Consider the following 19,249-nt stretch of genomic DNA (forward strand, 5'->3'; position numbering starts at 1 on the left):
TTTTTATATCTAAATACTGGAAGTAAACGATTAACTTGCACGTAAAGTGCAGAAATCAGGAAGGAAGCAAACATGAACGATCAGGTCATTATATTCGACACCACATTGCGTGATGGCGAGCAAGCGTTGTCAGCAAGCTTGACGGTTAAAGAAAAACTGCAAATTGCCTATGCGCTGGAAAGACTCGGCGTTGATGTTATCGAAGCTGGCTTCCCAATCTCTTCACCTGGTGATTTCGAGTCGGTACAAACCATTGCAAAAAACATCAAAAACAGTCGAGTTTGTGCCCTTTCGCGTGCCGTTGCGAAAGATATTGATGCCGCCGCTGAAGCATTAAAAGTGGCCGACCAATTCCGTATTCACACGTTTTTAGCCACTTCCACCATTCACGTAGAAGACAAACTACGCCGCAGCTACGACGATGTACTTGAAATGGCGGTCAACGCCGTTAAACATGCGCGTAACTACACCGATGATGTCGAGTTTTCTTGTGAAGATGCAGGGCGTACTCCTATCGACAACCTATGTCGCATGGTAGAAGCTGCCATCAATGCAGGTGCGAGCACAATCAACATTCCAGATACCGTTGGCTACACAGTACCAAGCGAGTTTGGTGGCATTATTCAAACCCTTTTCAACCGCGTTCCAAACATTGATAAAGCGATCATCTCCGTTCACTGTCACGACGACTTGGGGATGTCAGTTGCCAACTCTATTGCCGCCGTTCAAGCCGGCGCGCGTCAGATAGAAGGCACCATCAATGGCATTGGTGAGCGAGCGGGAAACTGTTCACTTGAAGAGATCGCAATGATCATCAAGACGCGTCAAGAGTTCTTGGGCGTTCACACTGGCATTAAACATGATGAAATTCACCGCACCAGTAAATTGGTGAGCCAGTTATGCAACATGCCAATTCAGAGCAACAAAGCGATTGTGGGCGCGAATGCCTTTAGCCACTCTTCAGGTATCCACCAGGATGGCATGTTAAAGAATAAGAATACCTACGAAATCATGACCCCTGAGTCGATTGGCCTTAAAAACCAAGCACTAAACTTAACCAGCCGTAGTGGTCGCGCAGCCGTGAAGAGCCATATGGACACCATGGGATACAACGAGGACGAGTACAACCTAGACGCTCTATACGCGGACTTCTTGAAACTTGCCGACCGCAAAGGCCAAGTGTTCGATTACGATCTAGAAGCCCTAATGCACTTCTCGAACCTGCGTGAAGAAGATGACTTCTACAAACTGAACTACCTAAGCGTGCAATCGGGCAGCGTAATGGCCACCACCAGCATCAAAATGCAATGTGGCGATGAAGAAATGTGTGAAGCGGCAGTCGGTAATGGCCCAGTTGATGCGCTATACCAATGTATCTACCGCGTGACAGGCTACGACATCGTACTGGATAAATTCGACCTAACCGCGAAAGGCGAAGGTGAAGATGGTTTGGGTCAAGCTGACATCATTGCCAACTACAAAGGTCGTAAATACCACGGCACGGGCGTTTCTACCGATATCGTTGAAGCTTCCGGTCAAGCACTATTGCACGTTATTAATAGCATCCACCGTGCAGACAAAATCGAAGAAATGAAGCAGAAAAAGATTGCGACTGTGTAATAACAACTGGGCTGCATGGCTCAGGAAAGAACACGCTCGTTGAAATAATTAAGCTCAAAATTAGAAAACTTAAAGGATTAACATGACAGACAAATCATACAAAATTGCCGTCCTACCCGGTGACGGCATCGGCCCGGAAGTAATGGCGCAAGCACACAAAGTATTGGATGCTATCGAAAAGAAGCATGGTATTGCGTTTGAGCGTGACGAGCATGATGTAGGCGGCATCGCGATTGATAATCACGGCTGTCCACTTCCAGAAAGCACCGTGAAAGCGTGTGAAGAGTCTGATGCAGTCCTATTTGGTTCAGTTGGCGGTCCTAAGTGGGAGCACTTACCACCAAACGACCAACCTGAGCGCGGTGCCCTACTGCCGCTACGTAAACACTTCCAACTATTTTGTAACCTACGCCCAGCGCAAATCCACTCAGGTCTTGAAGCTTTCTCACCACTACGTGCAGACATCTCAGGTCGCGGTTTTGACATCGTTGTAGTCCGTGAGCTGACGGGCGGCATCTACTTCGGCCAACCAAAAGGTCGTGAAGGTGAAGGTCCAACAGAGAAAGCGTTCGACACTGAGGTGTACCACCGTTACGAAATCGAACGTATTGCAAAAATCGCTTTTGAGTCTGCTCGTCTACGCCGTAAGAAAGTATGCTCTATCGACAAAGCGAACGTTCTACAAAGCTCAATCCTATGGCGTGAAGTGGTCGAAGAAATCGCAAAAGACTACCCAGATGTTGAGCTGTCACACATGTACATTGATAACGCAACCATGCAGCTTATCAAAGACCCAGCACAGTTCGACGTAATGCTGTGTTCGAACATCTTCGGCGACATCATTTCTGATGAGTGCGCGATGATCACTGGCTCAATGGGTATGCTGCCTTCAGCAAGCCTTAACGAAAGTAAGTTCGGTCTGTACGAGCCAGCAGGCGGCAGCGCACCAGATATCGCAGGTAAGAACATCGCCAACCCAGTGGCGCAAATCCTATCTGCGGCACTGATGTTACGTTATAGCCTTGGCGAAGAAGCCGCAGCACAAGACATCGAAGCAGCGGTGTCGAAAGCACTTTCAGCTGGCGAGCTAACAGGCGACCTTGCAGGCAACAACCCGGCACTTACAACATCAGAGATGGGCGATAAGATCGCTGAGTACATCTTAAACTCGTAATACAGAACAGATTCATAATAAATACCAAATCCTCTATCCACCAATGACTTACCTCTAAGTCATTGGTGCTAAAACAAAGCAACAAGGATAACGAGGAAAGGAAGCAAACAATGGGCAAAACACTATACGAAAAAGTCTACGACGCACACGTTGCCGTCGCAGCAGAAGGGGAAAACCCTATCTTGTACATCGACCGTCACTTGGTACATGAAGTGACCTCTCCGCAGGCTTTTGATGGCTTGCGTGAAAAAGGTCGCAAAGTGCGTCAGGTCAGCAAAACTTTTGCCACCATGGACCACAACGTTTCGACAACCACCAAAGATATCAACGCATCCGGTGAGATGGCACGTATCCAGATGGAAACGCTATCGAAAAACTGTGAAGAGTTTGGCGTTACGCTTTACGACATCAACCATAAATACCAAGGTATTGTGCACGTTATGGGCCCAGAGCTTGGTATTACCCTACCGGGCATGACGATTGTTTGTGGTGACTCGCACACTGCTACACACGGTGCATTTGGCTCGCTAGCATTTGGTATTGGTACCTCTGAAGTTGAGCACGTATTAGCAACTCAAACGCTAAAACAAGCGCGTGCTAAAACGATGAAGATCGAAGTGAAAGGCAAAGTGGCTCCGGGCATTACGGCGAAAGACATTGTGCTAGCAATCATCGGTGAAACGACAGCAGCAGGCGGTACAGGCTACGTAGTTGAATTCTGTGGTGAAGCGATCACTGACCTTTCAATGGAAGGTCGCATGACCGTATGTAATATGGCGATTGAGTTAGGTGCAAAAGCCGGTTTGATTGCGCCAGATGAAACCACATTCGAATACATCAAAGGCCGTAAGTTCTCACCTCAAGGTGCGGATTTTGATGCCGCTGTAGAATATTGGAAGACATTAAAAACTGACGATGATGCCCAGTTTGATGCTGTCGTAACCCTAAACGCAGCAGACATTAAACCGCAAGTCACTTGGGGTACTAACCCAGGCCAAGTGATCGCGGTAGACCAACCGATCCCAGCACCAGAAAGTTTTGCCGACCCAGTAGAGAAAGCATCGGCAGAAAAAGCATTGGCTTACATGGGCCTAGAAGCGGGCAAATCATTGTCTGATTACAACGTCGATAAAGTCTTCGTTGGTTCTTGTACTAACTCACGTATCGAAGACATGCGTGCAGCCGCTGAAGTAGCGAAAGGTCGCAAAGTCGCGTCTCACGTTCAGGCGCTCATCGTTCCTGGCTCTGAGCAAGTAAAAGCGCAGGCGGAAGCAGAGGGCCTAGATGTCATCTTTAAAGAAGCGGGCTTTGAGTGGCGCCTACCAGGTTGCTCGATGTGTCTAGCAATGAACAACGACCGTTTGGGTCCACATGAACGTTGTGCGTCTACTTCAAACCGTAACTTTGAAGGCCGCCAAGGTCGTGATGGCCGTACCCACCTAGTGAGCCCTGCGATGGCAGCGGCAGCAGCAATTGCTGGTCACTTTGTAGATATTCGTGAACTAGACTAAGGAGCAAACAAATGTCAGGCTTTAAACAACATACAGGCTTAGTTGTTCCTCTAGATGCAGCGAACGTTGATACTGATGCCATCATTCCAAAACAGTTCCTACAAAAGGTATCTCGCCTAGGCTTTGGTAAACACTTGTTCCATGACTGGCGCTTCCTAGATGATGCTGGCGAACAACCGAACCCAGAGTTCGTGATGAACGCCCCACGCTACCAGGGCGCTTCCATCTTGCTGGCACGTGAGAACTTCGGTTGTGGCTCATCTCGCGAACACGCACCGTGGGCGCTAGCGGATTACGGCATAAAAGCGATGATCGCACCTAGCTTTGCCGATATTTTTTACGGCAACTCGATCAACAACCAAATGGTGCCAGTTCGTTTGACTGAGCAAGAAGTGGATGAGATCTTCCAGTTTGTTGAGGCAAATGAAGGCGCAGAAGTCGAAGTCGATTTAGAAGCGAATGTGGTTCGTGCCAACGGCAAAGAGTATGGTTTTGAAATCGATTCGTTCCGTCGTCACTGCTTACTAAACGGTTTGGACAACATTGGCCTAACCCTTCAGCACGAATATAAGATTGCTGAGTACGAAGCGAATATCCCAAGCTTCTTAAGCTAATTAAAATCGCAATTTAAACAAACAAAAGGTTGGCTTATGTCAGCCTTTTTTCTTTTATTTTCATTGCCTCAAGAAAGAAACTTCGCCTTATGCAGGTCTACACTATCAATAAGGTTTTAACCCAAAGGTATCTCTATGAAGCGTCTGTTATTGCTATTGTGTGCTCTAGTTTCTTTCTCGGCGTTCGCTGCTCCTAAATCTGATTTATGGCCGTATTGGCAACAGTCGAATCAGGCCAACCAAACACACATTTCCCACCAGGAATGGCAACAACTGCTCGATACTTATTTAGTTGAACAAGGCGAGAGTACCTTGTTTCGTTATAGCCAAGTTACCTCTGTCGATAAAACTAAGCTGAAACAATACATCCAGCGTTTGGCAAGACTAGACCCTCTACAATACAGCCAAGCGGAGCAATATGCCTATTGGGTAAACCTTTACAACGCCATCACGGTAGATCTTATTTTGGATAACTATCCAGTCGAATCCATCACCAAGCTGGGTGGCTTATTTAGTTTTGGTCCTTGGGGAGATGATGTGGTCGTGGTCAACGGCAAGGATCTGACTTTAAACGATATTGAACATCGAATTTTGCGTCCAATTTGGAATGATCCAAGAACGCATTACGCCGTAAATTGTGCAAGTTTGGGATGCCCTAACCTACAAGCTCAAGCATTCACTGCCGAAAAAACTGAAGCCTTACTTGAAAGTGCTGCCAAAGCGTTTATCAACAGCAACAAAGGCGTATCTATCCAAGGAAACACGGCACAGCTGTCTTCCATTTATGATTGGTTTTCAGCGGACTTTGGTGGAGAAAAACAAGTCTTCAACCACATCGCAAAGTACGCGCCACAGTACAAAAACTTCTCTGGTAAAGTGAAGTACGAATACGATTGGAGTTTGAATCAAGCTGACTAATTTATCGTCACCGTTCAGCTTGCAACGCTTTTGGTCACCCGTAACCCAAAAGCTAAAAAGGGCACCAAGTGCCCTTTTTACTTTCTAGATTTTGACAAAATCACTTAAAGCCTTTGACCTTTTTAATCAGATCGTAAGCGTTTTGAATCTCTTGAGATTTTTCTTTCGCTACGTTCATCATCTCTGGTGGTAGACCTTTAGCCATCAATTTGTCTGGGTGGTGCTCGTTCATCAGTTTACGATAAGCACGCTTGACGGTTTTACTGTCGGCATCTGAAGACACATCCAGAATTTTGTACGCGTCAGCCAGTTGATCCGCTTGTGAAGCTTGTTGCCAGCTACCACCAGAAGATTGGCCTTGATGCTGACCATGAAAACCACCTTGGCTTTGGAAACGGAATGCGGCTTCTTGCATTTGCAAGCGACGCTCTAGCTGCTCAGAAGAGAACCCCAAACCACGTGCTATTTTGTGTAACACATTTCGTTCACTAGGATGAATCGAGCCGTCAGCAAAGGCCGCCGAGATTTGTAGTTCAAGGAAAAATTGCAACAAGTCAAAGCGGCCTGCTGTCGAAATTTTCACACGAACAAGAACGTCTTCTAACGGAAAGTCACTGTCTTTACCTTCACGAAACGCATCTTGCGCAGCGCGGCGCTGTTCGCCATGCAAATTCATGCGGTCCATCATTGCAGAAGCAAGTTGGATTTCCTCTTTGGTAACTTGGCCTTTCGCTTTTGCCACATGTCCCATTACCGCAAACGCCGCTTTAAAAAATTCTTCTTGGCGCTGAGCTTGGCTCGGCCCTTTTCCAAAGCCGCCAGTAGAGAACCCGGCTTGACTCAAGCGACGTGCTTTATCGAATTGATGGCCAATAAATAAGCCAAAGAGTAAACCTAGCGGCCCGCCAAGTAACAAGCCAAAAAAGGCACCCAGAATTTTGCCAAAAATATGCATTATGTGTTCTCTATCAATGAATTTTTATCGACGACGGCGGTCTTATAGTGCCGGATGCAACGATTTCCTTTATGATAATGGAATTAGTTTTATTTCGGCTAGGCCATTTCGCCTGCTTATCTTTGCAGCTATTTTGTCGTCATTATGCCACAGTGAATCAATACGCTGGGATAAATGCGACTATAGTTGATTCATTTGGCTATTACGCTAGGGTACAACAAGCCCTATAGCCATCGAGTAGTAGTGACACAGGAAAGTTCAATTCAATGCAACATTTCTCCCGCACATGTTTAGCGGCCTCTATCAGCACCGCCTTGTTTGTACCCACCACTCAAGCTGAAGCGAATATCCATGATAGTGTGCAGGAAATGCCCGCCACAGATCAATGTTTGGTCGATACCAGTGGCGAGGAGGACGCTCTTAATACCCCAGTAGTGGTAGAAGCTGACACCCTGCAAGCCATCAATGGTGACAAAGCTCAGTACTCAGGTAATGTACAAGTCACCCAAGGCCAGAAGAAAATCACCGCAGATAGCGTAACGCTGCACCAACAAGACAACGTCGTGGTTGCCGAAGGCAACGTGACTTTCAATGACGGCCAAGTCAAAGCTCGATCTGATCGTGTTACTAATGACATCAACCAAGACACGTTTTCACTGGAGAACACCGATTATCAGTTCCTTTGCCAACAAGGTCGAGGCACAGCAGCATACATCGCGCGTACAGGTCAGTCGGTTTATGAACTCGAAGATGGTTCTATTACATCATGTCCTCAAGGCGACAATTCATGGCGTTTAGTGGCATCAGGTATTGACGTTGACCAAGATGAAGAGACGGCGACGCTGCACCATCCTCGATTTGAAGTGTTAGACGTTCCTGTTTTCTATGTGCCGTATCTAACCATGCCAATTGGAGATACGCGTAAAACGGGTTTCCTCTTCCCTTCTTTATCGTATGGTTCTAGCGATGGTATGGAAGTCGAGGTGCCATTCTATTGGAACATCGCGCCTCAATATGACATGACGCTCACCACGCTCTATATGCAGCAGCGTGGAACAAAACTCGATACTGATTTCCGCTACCTAACGGATGGTTGGGGGAATGGTGAAATCAAAGGCGAATACCTCAATAGCGATCGCAAATATCAAGACGAGTCTCGTTGGGGCTACCAAGTTAAACACGACGGTATTATCAATAAGCAGTGGATAGTCAAAGTCGATTACTCAAAAGTGAGTGATATTGATTACTTCCTCGATCTCGACTCCGATATTGGTAACCGTGAAGATGGTCAACTGGTTCAAGAAGGACAAGTACAATATCGTTCTGATTTCTGGGATGCCTCGTTAACCGTTCGTGACTTCCAAATCTTATTGAAAGAAGAGAACCGCCCTTATCGCCTGCTTCCTCAGTTAGACTTGAACTACTACACGCCATTGTGGGGAGATTACCTCAACTTTGACGTGAAGAGCCAAGTGAGCCGCTTCGATACGAGCGATGCTGCGCGACCAAATGCGACCCGTGTTCATATTGAACCAGGGCTTACATTGCCGCTTTCAAATTCATGGGCAACGTGGACAACGGAAGCTCGCGTGCTTTCCACGTACTACTCTCAAGACTTAACGGGTCTGACAGATGTAAACTTACAAAACCAGTTAGATGACGAAGTTTCTCGTGTTATCCCCGAGTTCCGTACGCATGCGCAACTTTACTTGGAGCGAGACACGAGTTGGATCAAGGGCTACACACAAACACTGGAACCTCAGCTGCAGTACTTGTACGTACCTGAAGAAGATCAAACCAATATCTACAACTACGATACCACCTTGCTACAAACCGACTACTACGGGCTATTCCGCAGTCGTAAGTACAGTGGCATTGATAAAATCGCCTCTGCGAACCAGTTAAGCTACGGTGCAAGTACGCGCTTCTTTGATGATGACTATAAAGAGCGTCTTAACGTTTCATTTGGTCAGATTTACTACTTCGATAAAAAGACCAAACTGAGCAACAGCCCAAATCTTCCGGATGAGACCACCAACTACTCATCATGGGCGATTGAAGCTGATTTCAACTACAACGATTACTTGTTCTATCACGGTGGAATTCAATACGATATCGATTTGAGCTCCATGCAGTTGGCGAACAGTACCTTAGAGTACCAATTTAACGGTGGCTTTATTCAGGGTAACTATCGTTACGTCACGCGTGAATACATCGAAGATACGATCATTCTCGAAAACCTAGACACAATTACTCGTAAAGGCATTTCACAAGCAGGTATTGTAGCGGCCTACGAGTTCAACCCGAACTGGTCTGCAAGTGGTCAATACTACTACGACCTAAATGAAAATGCGGACCTAGAATGGCTAGCGAGCCTGCGTTACCAGTCTGACTGTTGGTACATTGGTGTGACTTACGCCAACCAATTGCTTGGTTGGGAAAACCAAACTATCGGCAGCACTGGCGCATCACCTGAATACGAAAATAACTTTAGCGTTAACTTCGGTATTCAAGGCTTTGCGACCAATCAGCGTGAAGACACTGCAGTCAAAGAACTGGATGGTTCTGACAACGCGATTAAGTACGGCCGCCCATTCTATCTGAACAATTAATCGAAATAGGCGTCTTAAATGAATAAGACGCCTATTCAAAAAATACTGACGGAATTTTAAATGAAAATTTGGAAATCAATCTTATTCACGACCCTACTCTCTTGCGGAGCGGTTGCAGCACCAGTAGAGATCGATAAGGTTGCGGTCATCGTGAACGACGGTGTAATTCTACAAAGCGACATCGAAACAGCGATGAAAACGCTGCAAGCCAACGCACGTCAAAGCGGAAAGAGCTTACCTTCTGCTAGCGTGTTAAAAGAACAAGTTGTTGAAAAGCTGATTATTGACACGTTGCAAGGCCAAGAAGCAGACCGTATCGGTGTGCGTATTGACGATAACCGCTTAAACCAAGCGATTGCGGAGATCGCACGTAATAATGAGCAATCGGTAGAACAACTCGCCGCTTCTGTAGAAAGTGAAGGCTTGAGTTACCCAGAATTCCGCGAACAAATTCGTAAGGAAATCGCCGCTTCAGAAGCCCGTAATGCACTGGTTCGTCGCCGTATTAATATCCTTCCAGCAGAAGTCGACAGCCTTGCTGAGCAACTATCACAAGAAACCAATGCGACCGTTCAATACAAAATTGGACACATTCAACTGCGCTTCTCTGATGACAAAGAAAAGTCTGCTGTAGAAGCAGAAGCAAAAGCGCTAGCTAAAAAGCTAAACGAAGGTGCAGACTTTACGGAGATGGCCTACACCTACTCAAAAGGTCCTAAAGCTTTACAAGGTGGTGACTGGGGTTGGATGCGTAAAGAAGAGATGCCAACCATCTTTGCCGATCAGATCAAAATGCAAAACAAAGGCAGCATCATTGGCCCATTCCGCAGTGGCGTCGGTTTCCACATCCTAAAAATTGAGGATGTAAAAGGCTTAGAAACGGTTGCAGTAACGGAAGTAAATGCGCGTCATATCCTGATCAAACCAACGGTGATTCTGAGTGACGAAGGGGCGAAGAAGCAACTGAATGAATTTGTACGCCGCATCAAAGCTGGCGAAGCCACTTTCGCTCAACTGGCAACACAATACAGTCAAGATCCTGGCTCGGCAGCGCAAGACGGTGAGCTAGGTTATCAAACGCCAGATCTGTACGTGCCAGAATTTAAACACCAAGTAGAAACTCTGCCTGTTGGCTCAATCAGCGAACCGTTCAAAACCGTTCACGGCTGGCATATCGTTGAAGTGTTGGATCGTCGCCAAGTTGACCGCACTGACTCAGCGATGAAGAATAAGGCTTACCGTATTCTATTTAACCGTAAATTTAATGAAGAAGCGGGCGCATGGATGCAAGAGCTACGCGCAAGTGCGTTTGTTGAAATCGTGGATGACAACAATGACAACTAATACAATTCGTAGAATTGTCGTAACCGCAGGGGAACCTGCGGGTATCGGCCCAGACTTAGTGCTTGCCTTATCGAAGGAAGATTGGGCGCACCAAATTGTCGTCTGCGCCGATAAAAATATGCTGATGGACAGAGCCAAGCAGCTTGGCATTGAAGTCCAACTGTCTGATTACAATCCAGAAGAAACGCCTAAAGCACAAAAAGCAGGCACGCTTATCGTTGATCATATCCAAATATCGGAACCTGCGGTCGCAGGCGAGCTCAACGAAGCGAATGGTCACTATGTACTAAAAACGCTAGAAAGAGCCGCTTTAGGCTGTATGAATGATGAATTTGATGCTATTGTCACCGGCCCTGTTCATAAGGGGGTGATTAATCGCGCAGGTGTTGCATTCAGTGGTCATACTGAGTTTTTCGCCGAGAAGTCAAAAACGCCGCTAGTCGTCATGATGCTAGCAACGGAAGGACTACGCGTGGCGCTAGTCACAACACATATTCCTTTAGCGTATGTGTCCAAAGCGGTCACCGAAGAGCGATTAGAAAAAATCATCGATATTCTTCATAAAGACCTTGTAGAAAAGTTTGCTATCGCACAACCAAACATCTACGTTTGCGGGCTTAACCCTCATGCTGGCGAAGATGGCTGCTTAGGTCGTGAAGAGATCGAAACCATCACTCCGACACTGGAAAAAATTCGACAAGAAAAAGGTATCAACCTGATCGGCCCTCTGCCGGCTGATACCATTTTCAATGAAAAATATTTAAATGATGCTGATGCTGTTTTAGGCATGTACCATGATCAAGTGTTGCCAGTATTAAAATACAAAGGCTTTGGTCGTTCAGTAAACATTACTCTTGGTCTACCTTTTATTAGAACATCGGTGGATCACGGTACTGCATTAGACCTGGCAGGGACAGGTCAAGCGGATACAGGGAGTTTCCGAACAGCGCTCACGCATGCGATAGATTTGGTAGAGAAGAAATAATGAGAAATGATGTCCATTTAGGACACAAAGCGCGTAAACGTTTTGGTCAAAACTTCCTGAACGATCCATACATTATTGATGGAATCGTATCAGCGATTAACCCAAAACCAGGTCAAAACCTGGTTGAAATCGGTCCTGGTCTCGGTGCAATCACTGAGCCGGTAGGTCGTGAAGTGGATAAGTTCACAGTTATCGAATTAGACCGCGATCTGGCAGAACGCCTACGTACTCACCCTGAACTGGCGGATAAGTTGACCATCCATGAGGGTGACGCTATGCGTTTTGACTTCACTCAATTAGTGAAGCCAAACAACAAGCTACGCATTTTCGGTAACTTGCCGTACAACATCTCTACACCATTGATGTTCCACCTTTTTGAATTCCATAAAGACATTCAAGACATGCACTTTATGCTGCAAAAAGAAGTGGTAAACCGCTTAGCTGCCGGTCCTGGCAGCAAAGCTTACGGCCGTTTAACGGTAATGGCTCAGTACTACTGTAAAGTGGTACCAGTACTGGAAGTGCCGCCAACGGCATTCGTTCCACCACCGAAAGTGGACTCTGCTGTCGTTCGTCTAGTGCCATACGAAGAGCTACCATGCCCTGCGAAAGATCTGCGTTTGCTGGATCGCGTTTGTCGTGAAGGCTTTAACCAACGTCGTAAAACAGTTCGTAACTGCTACAAATCGTTGTTAAGCACAGAAGTACTAGAAGAGCTAGGTGTTAATCCAAGCATGCGTCCAGAGAACCTGACGCTAGAACAATTCGTCGCGATGGCGAACTGGCTTGCGGATAACCCGCAGCACTAAGAACTCAAACAATGAGCCAAACCCTTGCCGGTTTGGCTTATTATTATTGGGATATTACGTTTCTGAGGAGTGCACATGGACGTCATTCAACCTTGCATCAAAATTCAAGTTCACACCAAATACATCGAAGAACAGTCCAATCCTGAGCTACAACGCTACGTTTTCGCCTATATCATCACCATCAAAAACCTTAGCCAACAAACTGTGCAGTTAGTGAGCCGTCGCTGGTTAATCACAGACTCGAATGGCAAGCAAATGACGGTTGAAGGTGATGGCGTGGTGGGTCAACAACCTTTTATTCCAAGCAATGATGAATACACGTACAGTAGCGGAACCGCGTTAGAAACCCCTGTCGGCGTTATGCAAGGGCACTACAAAATGCTGGATGAAAAAGGACAGGAGTTCATCACCGAAATTGAACCCTTTCGTCTTGCTGTTCCAAATGTTTTAAATTAGTAAATTGGAGATTCAGTGGCTACCTATATTGTTGGTGATATTCAAGGCTGTTTTGATGAATTGCAGCGACTACTAGAACAAGTCTCTTTCTCTGCGAAAAAAGACCAACTTTGGCTCGCTGGTGATTTGGTCGCCAGAGGGCCTAAATCACTAGAAACTTTACGCTTTGTGAAGTCGCTTGGCACAAGCGCAACCGTGGTGCTTGGTAATCACGACCTTCACCTGCTCGCCGTTGCTCACGGGATAAAAAAGGTCAAAGATAAAGATAAAACCGCGCCTATTTTCACTGCACCCGATAAAGAAGATCTATTGGCATGGCTAGCTCAGCAACCTCTTATGGCCGAGCATGACGAGTTCGTGATGTGTCACGCTGGGATATCACCGCAGTGGAATCTAAAAACCGCAAGAAAATGTGCCCGCGAAGTTGAACGCATCATCCAAAGTGAAGAGCTGCCTTGGCTCTTAAAAAACATGTACAGTAATCAACCTGATTCCTGGCATGACTCTCTACAGGGTTTGGACCGATACCGTTATATTATCAATGCTTTTACGCGGATGCGCTTTTGCTTCCCCGATGGTCGTTTGGATATGGATTGTAAACTACCACCACAACAAGTTTCCGGTAACGAACTTATTCCATGGTTTGATGTACCTCAGCGCGTTCACCTCAATAAAACGGTGTTATTTGGTCACTGGGCTGCACTACAAGGCCATGTAGACGAAGAGATCATCGGTCTGGATACTGGCTGTGTTTGGGGCGGAAGCCTAACCATGATCCGTTGGGACGATAAGAAAATCTTTACTCAGGATGCGTTAAGTTAAACACGGAATAATAGTCGATAATCCATCGTAGGGAGAATGCCTGTCACCTAACATCTCCTGTAGGGTCATTCCAGCGAGCCTTAGCGAGACTAGGAATCTAATATCCGCACGCTGCGGGTAGATAGAGATACCTTTGACAACAAAGTACTCGTATAGAAGATCCTGAATCACGCTCCTCCGTCGCTTTCAGGATGATGGCAGGCCGGGATGGCCGCTCGCTGTTATACGAACGGCATTACCGTATTAACTACGCTGTTTTAATCTCGAATTACTTTTCTAACACAGTAAAGCGCATGTTGTAGGCGTTCTTCTCATCCGCTTGATACGTTTCTGAGTAGGTTTCCTTAAATTGATCTCCCCAGTCTGGGAACTGAGTATCACCATCAATCGCGGCTTCAATGTGTGTTACATACAGTTTATTGGCCATCGGCAGACAAGCTGCGTAAATCGCCCCACCACCAATGATCATCACTTCTTCCACGTCACCAGCCACGTCCAAAGCTTGCTCAATCGATGTTACGGTAGTGACGCCTTCGATCTTTAGTGTCTCATCACGGCTGATAACAATATTCAAGCGACCAGGTAAAGGGCGACCAATAGACTCATAGGTTTTGCGTCCCATCACAACCGGTTTTCCCATGGTACAACGCTTAAACCAAGCGAAATCGGCGGGAAGATGCCAAGGAATTTGATTGTCTTTGCCAATGATGCGATTGTAGGCCATCGCGGCAATCATACTAATGATCATGTTAGGTCCTTATACAATTGGTCTGCGGCGATAGAATAACAGCCCTGGAACAGCAAGACCAACAGCCAAACCTGCAATAATAAACATGGCCTTAAGAAAGTTCTCCATACAAGTTGCAACGAGCTCAGGTGAATAACCAATATGGTTGATCTCAACCATGGCTATCATTGCTTTGTAAGCAAACACGCCAGGTACCATCGGAATCAAAGCTGCCACAGTGAACACTTTTGGGTGCGCGAGAAAGCGGCGAGACCAGTATACCCCGATCATCCCAACTAGCGTCGCGGCAAAAAAGGTCGCCCATTCAATGGGAATACCAAACTGCATCATCAAATAACGGCTGCCGTGTCCAATCGCGCCGCCAACAGCGCAATACACTAAAGCTCTTTGTGGCACGTTAAAAACCAGTGCAAATCCAACTGCGGGAATCGCAGCGAAAAACATGTCATTCAGCAGTCCAAGCATCAAATCAAACAAACTCATTAGATTGCCCACCCCCAAATTCCAGTAACGCTCATCGCAGCAACGATGCCCAAACACGTCGCCAACGTCAGTAAGCTGGCCATCACAAACCGGGCAATACCCATGTTAATGTGCCCTTTCAGCATGTCTGCCACCGAGTTAATCAACGGGAAACCCGGTACGAGCATTAATACCGACGATGCCATTGCAACGGTGGGCAGGTTGCCGATTTGGTAGATTTCAGCTTGCGCAGAAATTAAGGTCGTGACAAAGGCGGTCGCTGCAAAGTTCAGTAAAGGATTAAAGTGACGATGACCAATTTCTTGGCGAACGATCATGCCACCAGCTGATGCTAAAAAGGTCATAACAAATACCCCCCAATCGCCACCAGCCAGATGACTGAATGCCGCACATGACAAGCCAATCATAAACACCACCAGCCAGCGGTTATAACGCTCTGGACTGATGGCGTTCAGCTTTTTCTGCGCCATGGTTGCATCGAGCAGCCCACGCTCCATCATGATGCAGATACGTTGAATTTGCGTAATAACGCGCATATTAATGCCACGATCGGCACAACTTCGGGTAGTGGTGATGCAGTGTCCATCCATTACCGTCGTTACAACCAGTGCATTGGCTGATAGCGCAACCGCAACTTCATTAACCCCACAAGCAAGGCCAATACGGCGCATAATATCGCTCACCAGAGTACTTTCAGCACCATGAGCGAGTAGCATTTGCCCGGCTTGGGCAACAAGGCGAGAAATAGATCGTTGAGTGGATACCGCCAACTCTCCAGACGGTATGGTTTCTAGAGTCATAAATCAGTCTAATTCCTTTTAGGGTGTTGCTCATTCATACGCGAGAGGTCCAAACTAGCCCTCAAAAATCACGACGTATCGGCTATTGTGCCGTAAATCACACCATCTAAATATGATTTAGATACAAAAAAAGCCGCAATAAATAATTGCGGCTTAATGAATTATAGACAAACAGGCATTATTTGACGGTTCTGATTAGTCACGAACGTAGACAACGTGACCGTCATCTTCTTCATCGTCCCAGTCATCCCAATCGTCGTCATCATCTTCAGTGATAACGTCTTTACCCGCCATCGCATCTTTATGGTAGTCATCCCACATGAAGTTAACTTTATCTTCTTCAGCCACTTCTTCCTCTTCGCGAGGTAGGTTATCCATAAAGTCAGCCAATTTGTAACAAAGCTCTTTAGTACCGTTACGATTGATCGCCGAGATCTTAAAGTACTCGTCTTCCCAGCCTAGTGCGTCTAAGATTTCTTGGATCTTCTCATTCGCTTCTTCTTCAGGCATTAAATCAACTTTGTTGAATACTAACCAGCGTGGCTTGCTTGCCAGTTTTTCACTGTATTGCTCTAGCTCATCAATGATCGTCAGTGCATTTTGCACCGGATCAGACTGATCAATTGGCATAATATCGATCATGTGCAGCAACACTCGGCAACGCTCTAAGTGCTTCAAGAATCGAATACCAAGACCAGCGCCATCTGCTGCACCTTCGATAAGACCTGGAATGTCTGCAACAACAAAGCTTTTCTCTGGTACGACACTCACTACGCCCAAGCTTGGGATCAACGTCGTGAATGGGTAATCAGCGACTTTTGGTTTTGCTGCTGATACTGCGCGGATAAAGGTTGATTTACCTGCATTAGGTAGACCAAGCATACCAACGTCAGCAAGAAGCAATAGCTCAAGGCGAATTTCACGTACTTCACCTTTTGTGCCTAATGTTCTTTGACGAGGCGCGCGGTTTACTGAAGATTTGAAACGCGTGTTACCTAGACCGTGCCAACCGCCTTTTGCGATCATCACTTTCTTACCGTGTTCAGCAACTTCTGCCACGATTTCATTTGTGTGGATATCCACTGCGCGCGTACCTACAGGCACACGAAGAACGATGTCTTTGCCACGTTTACCAGTACAGTTACCACCGCGGCCATTCTCACCACGCTCCGCTTCGTAGAAGCGCTGGAAACGATAATCAATCAGAGTGTTAAGGTTTTCATCGGCTTGGATATAAACATCACCACCGTCGCCACCATCACCGCCATCAGGGCCACCTTTAGTGATGAATTTTTCACGCCAGAAACTCACAACGCCGCTACCGCCGTCGCCAGCCTGAACTTTTACTACCGCTTCATCTACGAACTTCATCTTTTACTCCGACTACTTCGTGCGTGGATTAAATCTACTTTGTCATCTGACAATTTTAGCAGATGACAGATCTAAGCTCCCAGCCCACAAATAACGTGGAAACGAGAAACTTCGATATGTCGACTGCCATAAATAAAAAACCCCGCCGATTCGGCAGGGCTTTTGAATTCAGCTTAAAGCTATTAAGTAACTTGGTAAAAACCTAATTACTCAGCTTCGATGCTTACAAACTTACGGTTCTTAGGACCTTTCACTTCGAACTTCACTTTACCTTCAGTAAGAGCGAATAGAGTGTGGTCTTTACCGATACCTACGTTGTTACCAGCGTGGAACTTAGTACCACGTTGACGAACGATGATGTTACCTGCAAGTACAGATTCACCACCGAAACGCTTAACACCTAGACGTTTGCTTTCTGAATCGCGGCCGTTACGAGTAGAACCACCAGCTTTTTTGTGTGCCATTGTTAAACTCTCCTAATAGATTAAGCGTTGATACCAGTGATCTTCACTTCAGTGAACCACTGACGGTGACCCTGTTGCTTACGAGAGTGCTTACGACGACGGAACTTAACGATTTTAACTTTATCGCCACGACCGTGTTGTACAACTTCAGCAACAATTTTGCCGCCCTCTACAAGAGGAGCACCAACTTTGATGTCTTCGCCGTTAGCAACAAGAAGAACTTTATCAAATTCTACAGTTGCACCAGTTTCAACGTCTAATTTCTCTAAACGAAGAGTTTGACCTTCGCTTACACGGTGTTGTTTACCACCAGATTGGAAAACAGCGTACATATTTTACTCCGCTTTTTCCGCACAGCCTTTCTTGAGGGTGTGCGCTAAACTAATCATCAATAGGGCGCAGATTCTACAGAATAGATGCTCCTATGACAAGCCATATTTTGAAAAAATTGGCGAAAAGCTAATCGCCAAAGAAAAGTGCGGCAATCATGCCCTTTAGTAATGTATTAATCAACGTTTTTTAGTGTATTATTCGACAATTATATAAATCGAATAAGCCTTGCAGGGTCTAACTTCAGCCGGATATACGATGGATTTTAAAACTATCCAAGCGCTTACTGCCGATGACATGGCAAAAGTGAATGAAACAATTCAAGCCCAACTTAATTCTGATGTCTCTTTAATCAACCAGCTCGGTTTTTATATCGTGAGTGGTGGAGGCAAACGTCTGAGACCGCTTTTAGCGATACTGTCAGCCCGCGCACTTGGTTACCAAGGCAACGGTCATACCATGGCAGCTGCGTTTATTGAGTTCATCCATACAGCGACTTTGCTGCATGATGACGTGGTCGACGAATCAGACATGCGCCGCGGTAAAGCAACTGCGAATGCTGCATTTGGCAATGCTGCTAGCGTGTTAGTTGGGGACTTTATCTATACTCGCTCATTCCAAATGATGACGGAGCTAGGATCCATGAAGATCCTTAAGCTAATGAGCAACGCCGTAAACGTGATCGCCGAAGGTGAAGTTCAGCAGTTGATGAACTGTAACGATCCTGACACGACAGAAGAAAGCTACATGCAAGTCATCTACTCTAAGACGGCACGCTTATTTGAGTCCGCAACTCAAATTGGCGCAATCTTAAACGATGCTCCTGAGCATGTTGAAATCGCAATGCAAAATTACGGTAAGTATTTGGGTACTGCGTTTCAGCTTATTGATGACGTCATGGATTACACCTCTGATGGCGAAGACATGGGTAAAAATGTGGGGGATGATTTGGCTGAAGGCAAGCCAACTTTACCTCTACTTCACGCTATGCGTAATACCACGCCAGACAATGCCCTCATGATTCGCGAAGCAATTGAGAAGGCCAATGGCATGGATCGCTTAGAAGAAATTCTCGCGGTGATGAAAGAGGCCGGATCTCTGGAATACACGACGCAAAAAGCACTAGAAGAAGCAGACAAAGCAATCGAAGAACTATCAGTATTGCCGGAATCTGAATACAAGCAAGCGCTTATTACTCTGGCTCATGTCGCGGTACAACGCACGAAGTAATCA

The 19,249-nt window shown here is 46.3% G+C and carries 19 protein-coding genes; 12 read left to right on the forward strand and 7 right to left on the reverse strand.

Annotated elements, in window-relative coordinates; genetic code table 11:
• Positions 1 to 72 precede the first annotated feature (72 nt).
• From leuA to FKN16_RS07415, 5 genes are all read left to right on the forward strand, one after another.
• Positions 73 to 1,620 (forward strand): 2-isopropylmalate synthase, encoded by a 1,548-nt coding sequence (leuA, locus tag FKN16_RS07395; protein ID WP_006742733.1) that lies wholly within the window; start codon positions 73 to 75, stop codon positions 1,618 to 1,620.
• Positions 1,621 to 1,702: 82 nt separating this feature from the next.
• Positions 1,703 to 2,794, forward strand: coding sequence for a 3-isopropylmalate dehydrogenase (gene leuB, locus FKN16_RS07400; protein ID WP_170902396.1), 1,092 nt, complete (start codon positions 1,703 to 1,705; stop codon positions 2,792 to 2,794).
• Positions 2,795 to 2,904: 110 nt separating this feature from the next.
• The gene (gene leuC, locus FKN16_RS07405) at positions 2,905 to 4,305 is read left to right on the forward strand and encodes a 3-isopropylmalate dehydratase large subunit (RefSeq protein WP_039841408.1); all 1,401 of its coding nucleotides are present in this window, start codon (positions 2,905 to 2,907) and stop codon (positions 4,303 to 4,305) included.
• An 11-nt stretch (positions 4,306 to 4,316) separates the two neighbouring features.
• Complete coding sequence (gene leuD, locus FKN16_RS07410) at positions 4,317 to 4,919, forward strand: 3-isopropylmalate dehydratase small subunit (protein WP_170902397.1); 603 nt, start codon at positions 4,317 to 4,319, stop codon at positions 4,917 to 4,919.
• A gap of 135 nt (positions 4,920 to 5,054) precedes the next feature.
• Entirely contained in the window at positions 5,055 to 5,837 is a 783-nt protein-coding gene (locus tag FKN16_RS07415; RefSeq protein WP_170902398.1) for a DUF547 domain-containing protein, read from the forward strand.
• A 100-nt stretch (positions 5,838 to 5,937) separates the two neighbouring features.
• Here the strand turns inward: FKN16_RS07415 and djlA are convergent, their stop codons facing one another.
• The gene (gene djlA / locus FKN16_RS07420) at positions 5,938 to 6,792 is read right to left on the reverse strand and encodes a co-chaperone DjlA (RefSeq protein ID WP_005383076.1); all 855 of its coding nucleotides are present in this window, start codon (positions 6,790 to 6,792) and stop codon (positions 5,938 to 5,940) included.
• 266 nt (positions 6,793 to 7,058) lie between these two features.
• On the opposite strand from djlA, the gene lptD reads away from it, so the two are divergent.
• The 6 genes from lptD to FKN16_RS07450 all read left to right on the forward strand — a co-directional run bounded on the left by lptD (position 7,059) and on the right by FKN16_RS07450 (position 13,820).
• Entirely contained in the window at positions 7,059 to 9,404 is a 2,346-nt protein-coding gene (lptD, locus tag FKN16_RS07425) for an LPS assembly protein LptD (RefSeq protein WP_006742729.1), read from the forward strand.
• A gap of 60 nt (positions 9,405 to 9,464) precedes the next feature.
• A complete protein-coding gene (gene surA, locus FKN16_RS07430; protein WP_006742728.1) occupies positions 9,465 to 10,748 on the forward strand; it encodes a peptidylprolyl isomerase SurA in 1,284 nt (427 codons plus the stop codon).
• Positions 10,738 to 11,733: a 4-hydroxythreonine-4-phosphate dehydrogenase PdxA gene (gene pdxA, locus FKN16_RS07435; RefSeq protein ID WP_170902399.1), complete on the forward strand. Its 996-nt coding sequence runs from the start codon at positions 10,738 to 10,740 to the stop codon at positions 11,731 to 11,733. The genes surA and pdxA overlap by 11 nt, the downstream gene beginning before the upstream one ends.
• On the forward strand, positions 11,733 to 12,542 hold the full coding sequence (gene rsmA / locus FKN16_RS07440) for a 16S rRNA (adenine(1518)-N(6)/adenine(1519)-N(6))-dimethyltransferase RsmA (protein ID WP_005379669.1): 810 nt from the start codon (positions 11,733 to 11,735) through the stop codon (positions 12,540 to 12,542). Before pdxA ends, rsmA begins: the two co-directional genes overlap by 1 nt.
• Before the next feature lie 75 nt (positions 12,543 to 12,617).
• Positions 12,618 to 12,998, forward strand: a complete 381-nt coding sequence (gene apaG / locus FKN16_RS07445) for a Co2+/Mg2+ efflux protein ApaG (RefSeq protein WP_005379668.1) — start codon at positions 12,618 to 12,620, stop codon at positions 12,996 to 12,998.
• A 15-nt stretch (positions 12,999 to 13,013) separates the two neighbouring features.
• Positions 13,014 to 13,820, forward strand: coding sequence for a symmetrical bis(5'-nucleosyl)-tetraphosphatase (locus FKN16_RS07450; RefSeq protein WP_170902400.1), 807 nt, complete (start codon positions 13,014 to 13,016; stop codon positions 13,818 to 13,820).
• A gap of 268 nt (positions 13,821 to 14,088) precedes the next feature.
• Here the strand turns inward: FKN16_RS07450 and folA are convergent, their stop codons facing one another.
• From folA to rplU, 6 genes are all read right to left on the reverse strand, one after another.
• Positions 14,089 to 14,568, reverse strand: coding sequence for a type 3 dihydrofolate reductase (gene folA / locus FKN16_RS07455; RefSeq protein ID WP_170902401.1), 480 nt, complete (start codon positions 14,566 to 14,568; stop codon positions 14,089 to 14,091).
• A 9-nt stretch (positions 14,569 to 14,577) separates the two neighbouring features.
• Positions 14,578 to 15,051: a threonine/serine exporter family protein gene (locus FKN16_RS07460; RefSeq protein ID WP_005392295.1), complete on the reverse strand. Its 474-nt coding sequence runs from the start codon at positions 15,049 to 15,051 to the stop codon at positions 14,578 to 14,580.
• Positions 15,051 to 15,851 (reverse strand): threonine/serine exporter family protein, encoded by an 801-nt coding sequence (locus FKN16_RS07465; protein WP_005392296.1) that lies wholly within the window; start codon positions 15,849 to 15,851, stop codon positions 15,051 to 15,053. Before FKN16_RS07465 ends, FKN16_RS07460 begins: the two co-directional genes overlap by 1 nt.
• Before the next feature lie 195 nt (positions 15,852 to 16,046).
• Positions 16,047 to 17,222, reverse strand: a complete 1,176-nt coding sequence (gene cgtA, locus FKN16_RS07470; protein ID WP_005383091.1) for an Obg family GTPase CgtA — start codon at positions 17,220 to 17,222, stop codon at positions 16,047 to 16,049.
• 206 nt (positions 17,223 to 17,428) lie between these two features.
• Entirely contained in the window at positions 17,429 to 17,686 is a 258-nt protein-coding gene (gene rpmA / locus FKN16_RS07475; protein WP_005383095.1) for a 50S ribosomal protein L27, read from the reverse strand.
• Between the two features lie 20 nt (positions 17,687 to 17,706).
• A complete protein-coding gene (gene rplU / locus FKN16_RS07480; protein ID WP_005383096.1) occupies positions 17,707 to 18,018 on the reverse strand; it encodes a 50S ribosomal protein L21 in 312 nt (103 codons plus the stop codon).
• A 256-nt stretch (positions 18,019 to 18,274) separates the two neighbouring features.
• Here rplU and ispB point away from each other — a divergent pair, with 256 nt between their 5' ends.
• Positions 18,275 to 19,246 carry an octaprenyl diphosphate synthase gene (gene ispB, locus FKN16_RS07485; protein WP_005392297.1) on the forward strand — a complete coding sequence of 324 codons (972 nt, stop codon included), beginning with the start codon at positions 18,275 to 18,277 and terminating at the stop codon, positions 19,244 to 19,246.
• Positions 19,247 to 19,249: the final 3 nt, after the last annotated feature.

Source organism: Vibrio sp. 11-4(1) (assembly GCF_013048625.1).
GTDB lineage: Bacteria > Pseudomonadota > Gammaproteobacteria > Enterobacterales > Vibrionaceae > Vibrio > Vibrio diabolicus.